Below are 15,500 nucleotides of genomic sequence, written 5' to 3' on the forward strand. Positions count from 1 at the left end.
TGGGTCGGCCTAGCATGTCGGCATGGAGATCGGGCAGCACATCGATGCGCTGGAGCGTGCCGGGCTCGACTTCGTCGACGCGGCAGAGAAGGCGGGCCTCGACGCCCCCGTGCCGACCTGCCCAGACTGGACGGTCCGCGACCTGGTCCAGCACGTGGGCTATGTCCACCGCTGGGCGACGGCCTATGTCCGCGACGCCCGCCCCGCCGTCCTCACCGACGACGAGGAGGAGCACGCCATCGGCGCCATGCCCGCCGACCCTGACCTCGTCCCCTGGTTCCAGGCCGGCCACCTCGCCCTCGTCGACCAGCTCCGCGCCGCCCCCACCGACCTGACCTGCTGGCACTTCCTCCCCGCCGACTCCCCGCTGTCCTTCTGGGCCCGCCGCCAGGCCCACGAGACGATCATCCACCGCGCCGACCTCCACGCCGCCGCCGGCCGGCCCGACGGCGTCGACCGCGACCTCGGCGTCGACGGCATCGACGAGCTGCTCATGGCCTTCTATGCGGCCCGCGGCCGTCGCCTGCGCACCGACGAGCCCGCCACCCTCGCCGTCGAGGCTGCCGACGCCCCCCACTCCTGGACCGTCCGGATGGGCCCCACCGGCGCCGAGATCACCCGCGGCACCCCCACCACCGCCGACTGCACCCTGCGGGGCCCCGCAGGCGACCTGTATCTCGCCCTGTGGAACCGCCGCACCACCACCGACCTCCACGTCCGCGGCGACGAGTCCGTTTTGTCCCTCTGGCGCGAGCGAGCCACCATCCGCTGGACCTGAGTCGCCGCCTCCGCGTCACCGCTTCCGTCCCACCGCGGCTGTTTCCGGTTTTCTGGCCGGCCGCTTCAGGTGGTCGAGCCCGCCGGCCCGAAGATCACTGCCCGAACCCGGGTACTCCCCGGTCCGGCCATCGACACTTGCCTATTTATCATGATCCGGAAGAGATGTTGTCGCCCTGGCGGCGAAAAGTCTTCCGGATCATCAAAGAGGGCGACGACGACCTCGAGATCGACGGGGCGCACGGCCGTGGTGCCACTCGTACGCCACCGAGGCGGACGTGACCGGATCCCAGCCTGCGCGGCACGCGCGGCTGTGCGCCGCTTGCGGCGGGGGTGGGCATCCCCGGTGCGGCGGCTTGCCGCCGCAGCCGGCAGAGCCAGATATCCCACAGCGCGTGAGGAGGGGATGACGTGGGAGACTCGCCAGTAACCTGAGCGGTCGTTAGGGAGGTCGTGCGATGGGGCGCGAGTTTGGTTCCGTGGGCGTGGTCGGGCTGGGCACCATGGGCGCCGGCATCGTCGAGGTCTTCGCGCGCAGTGGGCTGGCGGTGACCGCGGTCGAGATCAGTGACGTCGCGCTGCACCGGGGTGAGGCGACGATGCGCGGGTCGCTGGACCGGGCCGTCGCGAAGGGCAAGCTGTCCGCGGACGATCGGGACGCGCTGCTGGGGCGGGTGACGTTCGCCGTCGGGTTGGCCGCGCTGCACGAGGTGGACCTGGTGATCGAGGCGGTGCCCGAGCATCTGGACCTCAAGCAGCGGATCTTCGCCGAGCTCGACCGGGTGTGCAAACCCGAGGCGATCCTCGCGACCAACACGTCCAGCCTGTCGGTCACCGAGATCTCGGTGGCGACGGGCCGGCCGAACCAGGTGATCGGCATGCACTTCTTCAACCCGGCGCCGATCATGAAGCTGGTCGAGGTGGTGCGGACGGTCGTCACGTCGCAGGACGTGGTGGCGGACATCGAGGCGCTGTGCGAGCGGCTCGGCAAGGTGGACGTGACGATCACGGACCGGGCCGGGTTCATCGCCAACGCGCTGCTGTTCGGGTATCTCAACCAGGCCGTGTCCATGGTCGAGGCGCGGTATGCGACCCGCGAGGACATCGACGCGGCCATGAAGCTCGGGTGTGGGCTGCCGATGGGGCCGCTCGCGCTGATGGACCTGATCGGGCTCGACACGGCGTACGAGATCCTCGACACGATGTACCGGCGCGGCGGCCGCGACCGCAGGCACGCCCCGGTGCCGCTGATCAAGCAGATGGTGACGGCGGGGCTGCTCGGGCGGAAGTCCGGGCGGGGGTTCTACACGTACGAGAAGCCGGGCTCGCCGGTCGTCGTGGCCGACGAGCTGACGCCGTCGAAGGACGCCGAAGCGGGCCAGGCGGCACTGAGCGTCGCGAAGGTCGGCGTGGTCGGGTCGGGCACGATGGCGACAGGCATCATCGAGGTGTTCGCCAAGGCCGGGTTCGAAGTCGTCTCGGTGACCCGCGGGGCGGAGAAGTCCGCGAAGGTGTGCGAGCGGCTGAAGACGTCGCTCAACAAGGGCGTCGTGCGCGGCAAGCTCACCGAGCAGGACCGGGACGCCGCGATCGGGCGGGTCACGTGGTCCGCGACGCTCGATCATCTCTCCGACGTCGACCTGGTGGTCGAGGCGGTGGTCGAGGAGCTGTCGGTGAAGAAGGCGCTGTTCGCGTCGCTCGACGAGATCTGCAAGCCGGGGGTCGTGCTCGCCACGACGACGTCGAGCCTGCCCGTCATCGAGTGCGCGGTGGCGACCGAGCGGCCCGCGGACGTGGTGGGGCTGCACTTCTTCAACCCGGCGCCGGTCATGGGGCTGGTCGAGGTGGTCCGCACGATCCGGACGTCCGAGGCGACGGTGGCGACGGCGACCGCGGTGTGCCGGGCCCTCGCCAAGCACGCGGTGGTGTGCTCCGACCGGTCCGGGTTCGTGGTCAACGCGCTGTTGTTCCCGTATCTCAACGACGCGGTGAAGATGGTCGAGGCGTCATACTCGACCGCCGACGACATCGACTACGCGATGAAGCTCGGTTGTGGATACCCGATGGGGCCGTTCGAGCTGCTCGACGTCGTCGGTCTGGACGTCTCGCTCGCGATCCAGCGGGAGCTGTATCTGGAGCTGCGCGAGCCCGGCTTCGCCCCGGCGCCGCTGCTGGAGCACCTGGTGACCGCGGGGTACCTGGGCCGGAAGGTGGGCCGGGGGTTCCGCGACTACTCGAAACGGTGATCATCGGTACGCTGGAACGGTGAGCCCACGTCGCAACCATCCCCGCCGCGACGCCGCGCCCGAGCCGATCGATCTCGAACGGGTCAAGCGCGGCGTCGAGGGGGTGCAGACCTGGAGCGACGGCGAGTGGCAGGTGCGCAACATCCCGGCGAGCGCCGCGACGAAGGCGTACCGGTGCCCGGGCTGCGACCACGAGATCGCCCCGGGTGTGCCGCACCTGGTGGCCTGGCCCGCCGACGGCCGCGGCGACCTCGGCGACCGCCGCCACTGGCACACCGGCTGCTGGCGCGGCCGCGAACGCCGCATGCCCAACATCCAGCGCAGCCGCAGCGCCCCGCGCTACGGCTGACGGGTGTACGGTTCGTCCGCGGAAACGCGGCAAGGCCGAAGCCGGAAGGCCTGGTCGTATGACGCAACGCGTTGGGTCGATTACGAAACTCATGATTGTTTTTTCGGGAATGCTACGGTGAGAAAGCTCGCGTCCACCTCAACGGCCCTGGTGCGCCGCGGAAGTGACGGCCGAAGCCGGAAGCAGGAGAACCAGGAAGCGGAAGCCCGGTAAGCGGGGACGGCGAAATGCCGCCACGCACCTCGCGCCAGACTCTGGAACCCGCCGCGACCACCGACAGCGGGAAGCCCGGAAGTCGGAAAGCGGGTCAGTGGATGGGCTGGTCCGACTCCGAGTCCGCCGGGACGGCCGAGATCGGGGCGGGCAACGAAGGCGCGGGAATGTGGACGGTGCCGGTCGGGGCAGGCCAGCCGGACAGCCACGTCGCCCGCTGGCGCCACACCTCGCGCCAGCCTGCGCCGGGGATGGCGCGGAGCAGCACGCCGGCGGAGATGAGCAGGCGGGCGAGCCTGGCGCGGCCGGGGGACCACCGCAGGCGGATGAAGGTGGTCTTGCCGCGCAGGACCATGATGCGCTTGTTGACCGTGCTGGAGGCGGCGCCGCCGACGTGCAGGAGCTGGGCCTCGGGCACGAGGACGGGGCGGGCGCCCAGGTCTCGGGCGCGGGCGCTGAGGTCGATGTCCTCGCTGTACATGAAGTAGTCGGGGGTGAAACCGCCGAGCTGCTCCCACAGCGGCCGGTCGATCAGCAGCAGGCACCCGGACACGGCCGGCACCTCGCCGCCGATGGCGCGGTCCAGGCCGGGCAGCTCGTCGGGGTTGAACAGCGGCGAGGTGCGGCGCAGGGACGACAGCGCGGTCGCGAAGCAGACGTAGCCCCACAGGCTGGGCAGCGCGTGGACGGAGTGGCCGTCGTCGGTGTGGTCGGCGCGCAGCGTCCGGCCCGTGTAGATACGGTTCGAAGGGTGGCCGCCGGCGTACTCGACGAGGGTGCGGATCACGTCGCCGACGGGCTCGGTGTCGGGGTTGATGAGCAGGATCCAGCGGCCGGTGGCGTGTGCGGCGCCGAGGTTGACGGCGTTGCCGAAGCCGAGGTTGACCGGCTGGCGCAGGACCCGGACCTCCGGGTAGGCGTGCCCGATCGCGGCGGCGGAGTTGTCGGTCGACGCGTTGTCGACCACGATGATCTCGATCGGCACGGCGGTGCCCGCCTGCAGGCCCGCGAGGTTCTTGAGCGTCAGCTCGCGGGTGTTGTACGAGACGAGGACGACGCTGACGACTGGCTCAAGGCTCACTGTTGTGCTCCGACTGCTCCGCGGGTGGATGTGTCGTGGCCCCAGCCGACGTCGCGGCGGCGCGCGGCGCGCGACGCGGCGACGGTGAGTGCGACGTAGCCCACCGCCGCCGGCAGGAGCCAGGGCCGGGGGAGCACCACGTCGCGCAACCACGAGGAGCGCGCCGCCGGGCGGGCGGCACCTGCGGCGCGCAGGGCGGCGTTACCCGCTCGTACCCTGGCCAAACGCTTCACGAGGTCCGAAGTGCGCCGCGGCGTCTCGACGACGGCGACGACGGCGGGCGTCTCGGCCTTCTCGCCGGGGCCGAAGAGCCCGTCGAGGAAGAGATCGTCGGCGACCACCTCGGGGAAGGTGCCGAACCTGGCGCGGCCCGCCTCGGACAGCGCGATGACGCCGCGGCCGTAGAGCGCGTCGCGGTACGCGGGAAGCCGGCCGTTGATCGCGCTGTGCGCCTTCACAGCCAGCGGGCGGCCGCGGGTGTCCAGGGCCCGGTGCGCGGTCGCGGCGAGCAGGCCGGGTGTATCGGACAGGAAGCCCGCCAGCACGCGCAGATCCGCGGCGGTCAGCGGGATGTCGGCGTCGAGGTAGACGCGGGGGAAGCCCACGGCGACCGCGTCGCCGGCGTTGAGCGCGCCCGACTTGCCCGGCTCCGGGCGGTCGATGACCCGCACACCGGGGCGGCTCGCGGCGATCGCGGCCGTGTCGTCGCCGCAGCCGTTGGCGACGACGGTGATGTCGATGTCGGGGGCGAGGATGCCGTCGAGGCAGCGTCCGATGACCGCCGCCTCGTTGTGCGCGGCGATGACAACAGAGATCACCGAGGGCTCCGTTCGGGGCGGGACAAGGAGTTCTGGATGGGGCGGGGCGGGACGACGCAGATCACCGGAACGCTCCAGGAAGGATCAACGCTGCTGTTGCAGTGCGCCGACGGCGGCGCCGCGGGTGGTGCGGGCCGGGTGCGTGAAGCGCCACATCGCGCCGGCGGCACCGAGCTGCAGGGCGAGCACGACCACGAAGGTGCTGAACGAGAACGAGTCGAACGTGAGGCCGGTGAGGGCCGCGATGAGCGGCACCGCCGAGATCGCCGCGCACAGGTGCCGGTCGACCTCGTTCTCCGCCCGGCGGAACGCGATGATCGCGAGGAACACGCCGGAGAAGTGCAGCACGACCATCCCGGCGATGCCGAGGTAGCCGTTGTTCATGAGCGTCATCAGCCACTGGTTGTCCAGGTAGCGGTAGAGCTCGGGGATGAACGTGCCGGTGCCGCGGCCCAGCCAGGGCCGCTCGGAGGCGTACTGGAAGACGATGGCGTAGTCGTCGGTGCGGCCCTTGATGCTGGGGTCGTCCTCGGCGTTGCTGAACAGGGAGCGCAGCGTGCCGAGCAGACCGGGCCGGATCACGGACAGCAGGGCGAGCAGGCCGACGCTGATGACGACGACGTTGAAGCGGAAGCGCCAGTTCCACGCGGGCCACATGCACAGCAGCGCGATGCCGACGGCGAGGATGCCGGTGCGGGACAGCGCGAGGGGGATGGAGCCCGCGATCAGCAGCGTGGTGACGAGGAAGATGCGGCGCTCGAGCTTCGTGCTGGCGTAGCGGGCGTAGTGGATGCCCAGCGGCACCGCGAACGCCATGACGACGCTGAACTCGATGAAGTGCCCGGTGGTGCCCGCGACCCGGATGAGTCCGCCGCCGCCGCGGTCGGCGAGGCCGACCAGCTCGCCCTGCAGGGTCAGGCCGGGGATGACGATGCTCTGGGTCAGGTCCTTCTTGGTGACGAACTGCATGATGCCGAGCACGGCGTTGATGCCGGTGCAATACACCAGGACCCGTTGCACGTCGTCGAGGCGGTCACGGGTCGGCACGCCGTCGGCGGTCATGAAGACGATGCCCATGAACGCGAGCGCGCCGAGCAGCGCGCGGTCGGCGGAGTTGGCCTCCAGCACGGGCAGGCCGCGGAACTGCCCGGCCGCATAGGACAGCAGCAGCGTCAGCGCATAGACCACGAACGCCCAGCGCATCGGCTGCGGGCCGATCATCGCCAGGCGCGGGTGCAGCTTGGACAGCATCCACCAGACGGCGAGCAGGAGCCCGATCAGCAGGCCGGGCCGGCCGACCGAGGTCAGGTCCGGCACGACGAGCCGGGACGGCAGCAACTGGATCAGGATGACGACCAGGACCAGCAGCGACGCGGCGTCGATGTGGCTGCGCCGGCGGCGGGAGGCGTAGGTCCGCTCGTCGACGAGGACCGGCAGCAGGTCGGGGGAGGGCCGGTAGCCCTGGGCCCACTTCCGCTTCGGTTTGCGCTTGAAGATCCGCAGGTCGTCAGGCGCCACCGCTTGGGGCGGCGCCTGACGCGTGCGGCTCTCGCCGGCGACGGTGCTGGAGGTCAACGGTTACGCGCCTCGTTGTCCTTGTCGCGCCCTTCCCGGCCGGCCCATGGGGTGTTGCCGAGGGGCAGGATGATCGTGGCGTCGTCGGGCTCGACCCCGCGGCGGTCGTCGTCCGGGGCGATCTCGGGCTGCCGGTAGGCCACGGTGAGGCCCGGCCCGGCTGCGTTGCTGTTGTTGCCGTTGCTGGTCGCGACGGTGCTCTTGATCCGGCCGACGCTGAGCACCGCGGTCTCGTCCTGTTTCGCGACGGCTTCCCCGCCGCCGGGCGGTCCACCGGCGCCGTTGGCGCGGGGGGAGGGCAGCCGGTCGGTGTCGGCGATGAGGTCGTCGCCGTCGCCGGACTCGAGGTCGCCCTGCCGGCGGCGCAGCAGCTGGGCCCGCGCCCGGCGGCGCAGGATGTTGTCGCCGATGATGGTCACCGCGGCGGTGAGCAGCAGACCGACGCCGACGATGACGACCGCGGCGCGCTTGACCTTGGAGGAGACCACCTCGATGGTGTCGCCGCCGTCGAGGACCTGGGTGCTGATCGCGCGGCCCGCCTTGGGCTTGTAGCGCGCCTGCATCTCGTCGACCTCACGGGTGATCTGCTTCTGGAGGCGCTGCACCGTCGCCTGTGCGGCCGCGGCCGTGGTCGCCGTCGCGGTCACGGTGAGGATGCTGGAGCGGTCCTCGGCGGCCACCTCGAAGGTGGTCGAGAAGCCCTCGCCCTCGATCTCCTTGTGGGTCTGGTTGGTGTTCAGCGAGATCGACAGGGCCTTGGCCATGATGTCCTCGCCGACCTCCACCCACGTGTTGGTCGACTGGAGCTCGGCCGGGGTGAGAGGCGTGCGGTCGGCCGGCGGGATCAGCATGATCTGACCGGTCGATGTGTAGTCGGGTTTGATCGTCAGCAGCGCCCAGCTGGTCGCGGCGAGGGTCAAGATGATCATCGGCGCCATCAGGTACCAGCGGCGACCCATCAGCTTGGCGAGATCCCAGAGGTCCACGTCATCCCCTCATACAAGCGCGGTCGCCGGTCGGGCCGTATGCAATTGCGCTCATCACTGTCGTTGTTCTGCCTGACTGACGTCTGCGGGTGCGGCTTGCCGAACGATCGCCGATCCCGCTTTGTACCTCTCCCGGCGGGTGGACAGCAACTCATCCCATAGTCGGACATACGCCGCCGCCTGGTGCTCCCAGGCCAAGGTGTTGCGGAACCGCGCGAGCGCGACATTGCGCATCGACGCGCGAGCCACCGGGTCGTCGAGCAGGCGGTGCAGGGCGACGGCGAACTCCTCGGGGGTGCCGTTCGGGACGTAGACCCCGGCGTCACCGGCGCTGCGCCGGGTCTCCCGCATGTCCACGCCGACGACCGGGAGCCCCCGGGCGAGGTATTCGACGGTCTTGGCCATTGTCGACACCTCGGCGTGCGCGCTGCGCGGATCTGGCTGCAATCCGACGGAAGCGGTGCGCAGCAGCCGGTCGATCTCCTCGACGCCGAGCCAGCCGGTGAACTCCACGACGTCCTCGAGCTTCCGCTCGACCGTGAGTGCCTTGAGACTCTCCAGGCACTCACCGTCACCGGCGACGACCAGGCGCCAGCCGAGCCGGCCGCGCAGGTCGACCAGCCGCTCGGCGGCCAGGATCGCGTTGTCGACGCCGTCCTGCGCGCCGAGGACACCGAGGTAGACGATGGTGTGGTCGTCGATGTCGGCCGGGGCCGAGGCGACGGGCCGGACCTCGGCGGACGACGGGCCGTTGCGGACCACGACGACCCGGGACGGGTCGCAGCCGCCGCGGCTGATCGCGAGCTCCCGGTAGGACTCGTTGGTCGACACGACGGCCGAGGCGGCGCGCTGCGACCACTTCTCGAAGCGCAGCAGGATCCTGTCCAGCACCGAGCCGGGGCGGCCGCCGCGGGCCTGGTACACCTCAGGGGACAGGTCGTGGTGGTCGAACACCCACGGCCGGCCCAGCATCCGCATGAGCAGCGCGAGGGGGAAGAACACGTCCGGCGGGTTGCACACCTGGGCGGCGACGGCCCGGTCGCGGAGCACGGCGGCCAGCAGGTGCCAGCCGATGCACGCGAAGGACCAGGCGAACTCGATCGCGAAGGACACCGCGCCGCCGGACGACTCGTACATCTTGTAGGAGCGGACCTTGGCGTCGACGGTGCCGGGGACCTGGGTGATCTTCTGCCCGCCCCGGGGACAGATGACCGTCACCCGGTAGCCGGCCGCTTCGAGGGCCTTGACCTCGCGGATGACCCGCCGGTCGCGCTCGACCGGCAGATTCGCCACCGCGATCACGACGTGGAGTCGCGAATCCTTCACCGTGCCACCGATCGGTTGAAGACGACCCCGACGGTCCGCCAGAGGATGGTGATGTCGTACCAGACCGACTTCTTCTCGACGTAGAGGACGTCGAGCTCGAGGGCGGCCTTGAAGTCCAGGGTGCTGCGGCCGGACACCTGCCACAGGCCGGTCATGCCGGGCCGGGCCGCGAAGCGCCGCTCCGCCTCCGGCGGGAACAGGTCCGCCTCCCAGGCGAGCACCGGGCGCGGGCCGACGAGCGACATCTCACCGCGGACCACGTTCCACAGCTGGGGCAGCTCGTCGATGCTGGTGCGCCGCAGGAAGCCGCCGATGGGCGTGATCCGCGGGTCGTTGACCAGCTTGTAGACGCCCTGCTCGCCGCCGTCGACGTCGTCGTCGGAGGTGAGCATCTTCTTGACGAACTCGCGGTGCTGCGCGTCGCTGTTCTTGTTGCTCATCGTGCGGAACTTGATGATTTTGAACGTGCTGCGGTGCAGGCCCAGGCGCTCCTGCCGGAACAGCATCGGGCCCTCGCTGGTCCACTTGACCGCGAGCGCGACCACGAGCAGCACGGGCGACAGCGCGGCCAGGATCGCCAGGGCGACGAGCCCTTCCAGGAGCTGCCGCAGCGACCGCTTCGGGATGAGCGAGCGCCCTTCCCGGTGCCCCTGGATCAGGCCCCAGCCGCTGCCGACCTTGCGCAGCACCCGTTGCGGCATCGGTATCTCGACCGTGGCGTCATCGGCGACGCCCGGCTCGGCCGCGGGCTGCGGCAGGGATGAGATCACGACGGTGGCGTCGTCCGGGGCCTCGTCTTCGAGCGAGACGTCGGACGACGGGACATTGAGTGTTGCGTCGACGGCCTGTGGCGCGGTCAACAGCGACACCTCCTCACTGCACGTTGGTGCGACAACGAACGAGCGAGCTGATCAAGATCAGAGCGCGGTGATCGCCTTCGCGAGGTGGTCCGCGACGTAGGCGACCTCTTCGTCCCGCAGGTGGGGGAAGAAGGGAAGAGAGACGATCTCGGTGGCGGCCTGCTCGGCCGCCGGGAGGCTGACGGTCTGGTCGGTAGCGTATGCGTGTTGACGATGGCAAGGAACCGGGTAGTGGACCCCGGTGCCGATACCGGCCTCGTCGAGCTGGCGCCTGACAAATTCCCTGGCCGACTCACGGCCCTGGACCCGCGCCACGAGCAGGTGCCACGCACTGTCCACGCCGGGCAGCGGTGCCACCATCGGGATGCCGTGCGCGGCGAGCGCCTCCGTGTAGACCGACGCGACGCGCCGGCGCTGCCCGGTGGCGGTGTCCAGATCGGCAAGCTTGCGGCGCAGGACGGTCGCCTGCAACGCGTCGAGCCGGCTGTTGCGCCCGATGTAGCGGTGTTCGTAGTGGTCGGTGCCTTCGGACCGGCCGTGGTTGGCCAGCGACCGGATTCGCGAAGCGAGCTGCGCATCATCGGTGACGACCGCACCACCGTCGCCCCAGGCGCCGAGGTTCTTACCTGGGTAAAAACTAAAGGTTCCGGCGACGCCGTAGGAGCCGGCTCGCACCTTCTCACCCGGGGTGCCATCCTGAGCACTCTGCGGAGCCGGAGCGTTCGCGCCGTGCGCCTGCGCGGAGTCCTCGATCACGGCGAGGCCGTGCTTCGCCGCGAACGGCAGCACGTCGCCCGGCGGCACCATGTGCCCGTACAGATGCACCGGGATCACCGCGGCGGTCCGCTCGGTCACGCCGGCCTCCAGGGAGGCGGGCGTGACGAGGAGGCTGACCGGGTCGACGTCGACGAAGACCGGGGTGGCGCCCGTGGCCGCGACGGCGGAGGCGGTCGCGATGAACGTGTTGGCCGGCACGAGGACCTCGTCGCCACCGCCGATGCCGAGCGCCCGCAGCGTGAGCTCGATCGCGTCGGTGCCGTTGGCGACCCCCACGGCGTGCGTGGTGCGGCAGTACGCCGCGAAGTCCTGCTCGAAGGCCTCGACGGCCGGCCCGCCGATGAAGCGGGAGTTGCCGGCCAGCGCCCGCACCTCCGCGACGACGTCCTCGACGATCGACGCGTGCGGGGTGGCGAGGTCATTGAACGGGATGCGCACGGACGTGGAGTCCTTTCTCGACAAGGAAAACGGGTCAGACGGTCGCGGGCTGGGAGATGTCGACGGTCCGGCCGGTCGCCATCGACTCGGCGGCGGCCTCCAGGACCTCCACCACGGCCAGGCCGCGGCGGCCGTCGACCTGTGGGGTCCGGCCGGTCAGTGCCGACTGCACGAAGTCCCGGTCGACCTCGCCCAGCGGCTCGGTCATCGGGATGTGCGGCGCGGTGATGCCGCCGTAGCGGTACGACATCGGCACGGTGCCGTCCAGCGGGGCGCCCTGGACGCCCTTGTCGTAGATCCGCAGCCGGCCCTCGTCGAGCATGTCGTCGTAGACCGCCATGCGCTGGCTGCCGACGACCGTCACGCGTCGCACCTTCGACGGGTCGAGCCAGCTGACGTGGATGTTGGCGGTGGCACCGATCGCGCCGTACTCCAGGCGCAGGTAGGCGACGTCCTCGAAGGGCGTGCCGGCGTGGCTGGCGCCCCAGGCGCTCACCGCGGTCGGCGTGCTGCCCAGCACCATGTTGATGATCGAGATGTCGTGCGGCGCGAGGTCCCAGACGACGTTGACGTCGGGCTGGTAGAGGCCGAGGTTCAGCCGGGCCGTGTCGATGTAGTAGATCTTGCCGAGCTCCTCGGCGGCGACCATGTCGCGCAGGTGCTTGACCACCGCGTTGTGCTCGAAGGTGTGCCCGGTGGCGAGGGTCAGCCCGTTGGCGTCGGCCATCGCGACCAGCTCGCGGGCCTCCGCGGTCGAGGCGGTCATGGGCTTCTCGACCATGACGTGCTTGCCGGCGGCGAGCAGCCGCTTCGCCAGGGGTGCGTGCGAGCGCGGCGGCGTGGCGATGATCGCGGCGTCGATCAGGTCGATGACCTCGTCGAGGCTGGTGACGCAGAGCGCGCTTGGATACATCCGGCGCAGCGGCTCGATCCGCTCCGACTGCGCGTCGATCGCGACCACCAGGGACACCTCGGGAAGCGACGACAGCACCCGGACGTGCTTAGCCCCCCAGTAACCACAGCCGATGACGCCAACCTTCATGACCGACCCTGCTCCCGAAGAATGAATACGTCGCGGCGCGCCCCCCACGGGCAGTCGCCTAGCGACACTGGCGGATAACGCGTCAGCGGGGCAAGTGGGCACTGGCAAACTCGCCGTGTCGCATTCTTTACATGCCTCTTTTAACGAAACATGAAATGCCGCTTGACGCGTTTAAAAACAACAAAAAAGGCAATTAGTTCAATTGGTACCAAGGTTGCGAAACGGACAGAAGCGATCTCTTGTTTCGCAGCTCAGCGTACCTGTGGGCTCCGGAATGTGAATCTCGTTCCGGGGTGCAGTGACCTCCGTCGTTCCGACAGGCAAGCCTGTCCGAACGGTCGAGGAAAATCAGTCTTTAACTCTGGAGTGGATCATAGTTCGCCTGATAATTGCTTGTCCTGTGATGCCGACTTTGCGATGGGGTCATTTTCTGTCGACATAGTCACACGGCAGCGCAACGTGCCATCCGGGTGCCGCGAGCGGAGTCACCTCGACACTCACCGTCCCCGCCGGATCGGCCGCGCAGGCCGCCTCCGCACCCCGCAGACCCGTGTGCCAGTCCGGCCCGTCCGCCCTGGCGTTGTCCACCCGGAAGTTCACCGCGCACACGACCAGCAGCAGCGCCGCGAGCACCCGCACGCCGATCACGTCGTTGAGCAGAGCGACGAGGGTGACCAGCACCAGCAGCGCCGGCGCCACGTTGTACCGCGGGGTGGCGATGCCGCTCAGCGCGACCGGAGCGACGTAGACCAGCGCGCTGTGCACCCCGGCCGCGATCACCAGCGTCCAGCGCGGGCGGACGACCTTGCGCAGGCCGAGGACCAGCACCGCGCCGAGGAGCAGCCACGCGAGCGCGGCGAAGAGCAGGCTGCGGGTGCTGACCGTCTGACCGACCCAGCGCTCGCCGAACAGGGCCGTCGGCACCGCGCGCAGCACGAAGCCGGTCACCGCCCGCACCGGGTCCGGCGCCAGGCCCTCCCGCTCGCTCGCCCCGGTCAGCAGGCCGAGCACCTGCACCGCGAGCGGCACCACGAACGCGACGGCCTTCACCACGGCGTACCGGTCCCGGTGGAACCACAGCACGAACGCCACGAGCGGCAGGTAGACCCCGGTCAGGATGTCGCTGCCGACCACGAGCACGATCCCGGCGCAGGCGAGCACCTTCCCCGCGGTCGAGGCGGGCCGGCACAGCAGGAACCAGAACAGCACGTAGAGGCCGGTCCAGTGCAGGTTCGCCGGGGAGTTCAGCACGTCGCCCTGCGCCATCGGCAGCACCGCGACCGGCACCGACACCACCAACCGGCCCACGACCGAGCCGATGTACTCCCCGCTGAGGCCGTACGCGGCGATCGCGAAGACCGTGGTGACCAGCGCCGCGCCGATCGCGAGCGCGGCCGCGGCCTGCGCCGGCGGCACCAGCGCGGCGACGCCGGCGACGAGCCGGGCGACGAGGTGGTAGTAGCCGGCGTAGGACGTCGTGAACGCCCCGGCGCCGTCCCGCACCGCCTGGGTCAGGAAGATCTCGCCGTCCTCGGCCCAGATCGTGTCGAGCGCGCCGGGCCCCGGCTGCCGCAGGATCGAGGCGACCGTCCCGGCCGCGAGCGCTCCGACGACCAGGGCGGCCTTGAGCAGAGGGCGCCCGGGGCGCTGGACTTCTTCCCGTTGTTCGAGGACTGCGACCACGGGTGTACCCCTTAGACGTAAGGGCGGAAGACGGGCTTCACGGCGCGGCCGACCAGATACGCCTCGACGCCGTCGCTCAGCGCCTTCGCGTAGACGGCCAGGGCGCCGTCGACCGCCTCGATCGTGCGGTCGATGTCGGCGTCGGTGTGCGAGTAGCTGACCACGAACGACGGGGCGATCACGCCGCGGCGGATCAGCTCCTGCAGGAACAGGGTGCGGAACGGCTGGGACCGCTCGCCGCGCTCGTCCTTGGTCAGGTAGATCAGGTTGCTGTCGCGGCCCGCCACGCCGACGAAGTCGGCGACCCCGTGCGCCGCCGCGGCCGCCGTGACGCCCTCGGCGAGCCGCCGCCCCTGCCGGTGCAGGTGCTCGATGACCGGTTCGTTCTCGTACACGTCGAGCACGGCCATCGTCGCGGCGAGCGTGTGCGTGTCGGCGCCGTACGTGGTCGACAGCAGGAAGACCCGCTCCCGGTCGGTGAGCAGCCCGCCGAGCGCCATGATGTCGGGCCGGCCGACGAGCGCGGCGACCGCGAAGCCGTTGCCGAGCGCCTTGCCGTAGCTGGTCAGGTCGGCCCGGACGCCGTGCACGTGCGCCGCGCCGCGCACGTGCCAGCGGAAGCCGGTGATGATCTCGTCGAAGATCAGCACGATGCCGTGCCGGTCGCACAGGGCCCGCAGCCCTTGCAGGAAGCCCGGCGCGGGCGGCTCGGTCGCCTCGACCTCCTGCACGAGGCAGGCGATTTGTCCGTCGTGCCCGGCGATCAGCGCCTCGACGCTGTCGAGGTCGTTGTAGCGGTACCGGACGGTCAGGTCCCGGACCGCGCCGGGGATGCCGCCGGGCATGCCGGTCGTGCCGATGAACCAGTCGTCGGTGGAGAAGAACGGGTGGTCCGCGCAGATCGCGACGAGGTCCCGGCCGGTGAAGGCACGGGCCAGCTTCACCGCGGCGCTCGTCACGTCGGAGCCGTTCTTCGCGAACTTCACCATCCGGTCGGGCTCGCCGAGCACGGTCCGCAGCCGCTCCGCCGCGGTCAGCTCGATCGTCGCCGGGCGGCTGAAGTTGAGCCCCTCCGCCATCTGCCGGGCCGCGGCCCGCACGACCGGGGCGTAGCCGTGGCCGAGCGTGACCGAGCGCAGCCCCATGCCGTATTCGACGAACTCGTTGCCGTCGGCGTCCCACACGTGGCAGCCGCTGCCCCGGACGATGAAGCCCGGCGCCTCTTCGGGGAACTGGTCGTCGCCCTTCGCGTACGTGTGGGCGCCACCGGGGATGACCGCGTGGGCCAGGGGCCGTAGCCGGTTGGATTCGTCGAACAGCAAGACCGCT

The 15,500-nt window shown here is 70.5% G+C and carries 13 protein-coding genes; 3 read left to right on the forward strand and 10 right to left on the reverse strand.

The window, feature by feature from the left end:
* The first annotated feature begins 22 nt into the window (after positions 1–22).
* From ABZS58_RS34300 to ABZS58_RS34310, 3 genes are all read left to right on the forward strand, one after another.
* Entirely contained in the window at positions 23–778 is a 756-nt protein-coding gene (locus ABZS58_RS34300; RefSeq protein ID WP_354787408.1) for a maleylpyruvate isomerase family mycothiol-dependent enzyme, read from the forward strand.
* Positions 779–1,235: 457 nt separating this feature from the next.
* Positions 1,236–3,023, forward strand: coding sequence for a 3-hydroxybutyryl-CoA dehydrogenase (locus ABZS58_RS34305; RefSeq protein ID WP_354787409.1), 1,788 nt, complete (start codon positions 1,236–1,238; stop codon positions 3,021–3,023).
* A gap of 19 nt (positions 3,024–3,042) precedes the next feature.
* A complete protein-coding gene (locus ABZS58_RS34310) occupies positions 3,043–3,372 on the forward strand; it encodes a hypothetical protein (protein WP_354787410.1) in 330 nt (109 codons plus the stop codon).
* 307 nt (positions 3,373–3,679) lie between these two features.
* Here ABZS58_RS34310 and ABZS58_RS34315 read toward each other — a convergent pair whose 3' ends face one another.
* From ABZS58_RS34315 to ABZS58_RS34360, 10 genes are all read right to left on the reverse strand, one after another.
* Positions 3,680–4,666, reverse strand: a complete 987-nt coding sequence (locus tag ABZS58_RS34315) for a glycosyltransferase family 2 protein (protein ID WP_354787411.1) — start codon at positions 4,664–4,666, stop codon at positions 3,680–3,682.
* A complete protein-coding gene (locus tag ABZS58_RS34320; protein WP_354787412.1) occupies positions 4,663–5,484 on the reverse strand; it encodes a glycosyltransferase family 2 protein in 822 nt (273 codons plus the stop codon). Before ABZS58_RS34320 ends, ABZS58_RS34315 begins: the two co-directional genes overlap by 4 nt.
* 84 nt (positions 5,485–5,568) lie before the next feature.
* Complete coding sequence (locus ABZS58_RS34325; RefSeq protein ID WP_354787413.1) at positions 5,569–7,059, reverse strand: O-antigen ligase family protein; 1,491 nt, start codon at positions 7,057–7,059, stop codon at positions 5,569–5,571.
* A complete protein-coding gene (locus tag ABZS58_RS34330) occupies positions 7,056–8,045 on the reverse strand; it encodes a hypothetical protein (RefSeq protein ID WP_354787414.1) in 990 nt (329 codons plus the stop codon). The genes ABZS58_RS34325 and ABZS58_RS34330 overlap by 4 nt, the downstream gene beginning before the upstream one ends.
* A gap of 54 nt (positions 8,046–8,099) precedes the next feature.
* Complete coding sequence (locus ABZS58_RS34335; RefSeq protein ID WP_354787415.1) at positions 8,100–9,371, reverse strand: glycosyltransferase family 4 protein; 1,272 nt, start codon at positions 9,369–9,371, stop codon at positions 8,100–8,102.
* On the reverse strand, positions 9,368–10,231 hold the full coding sequence (locus ABZS58_RS34340; RefSeq protein WP_354787416.1) for a sugar transferase: 864 nt from the start codon (positions 10,229–10,231) through the stop codon (positions 9,368–9,370). Before ABZS58_RS34340 ends, ABZS58_RS34335 begins: the two co-directional genes overlap by 4 nt.
* Positions 10,232–10,288: 57 nt before the next feature.
* Positions 10,289–11,446, reverse strand: coding sequence for a DegT/DnrJ/EryC1/StrS family aminotransferase (locus ABZS58_RS34345; protein WP_354787417.1), 1,158 nt, complete (start codon positions 11,444–11,446; stop codon positions 10,289–10,291).
* A gap of 34 nt (positions 11,447–11,480) precedes the next feature.
* Complete coding sequence (locus ABZS58_RS34350) at positions 11,481–12,488, reverse strand: Gfo/Idh/MocA family oxidoreductase (protein WP_354787418.1); 1,008 nt, start codon at positions 12,486–12,488, stop codon at positions 11,481–11,483.
* A gap of 423 nt (positions 12,489–12,911) precedes the next feature.
* Positions 12,912–14,171 (reverse strand): hypothetical protein, encoded by a 1,260-nt coding sequence (locus ABZS58_RS34355; RefSeq protein WP_354787419.1) that lies wholly within the window; start codon positions 14,169–14,171, stop codon positions 12,912–12,914.
* A gap of 11 nt (positions 14,172–14,182) precedes the next feature.
* On the reverse strand, positions 14,183–15,493 hold the full coding sequence (locus ABZS58_RS34360; protein ID WP_354787420.1) for a glutamate-1-semialdehyde 2,1-aminomutase: 1,311 nt from the start codon (positions 15,491–15,493) through the stop codon (positions 14,183–14,185).
* Positions 15,494–15,500: the final 7 nt, after the last annotated feature.

Source organism: Dactylosporangium sp. NPDC005555, from assembly GCF_040605635.1.
Classification (GTDB): Bacteria; Actinomycetota; Actinomycetes; order Mycobacteriales; family Micromonosporaceae; genus Dactylosporangium.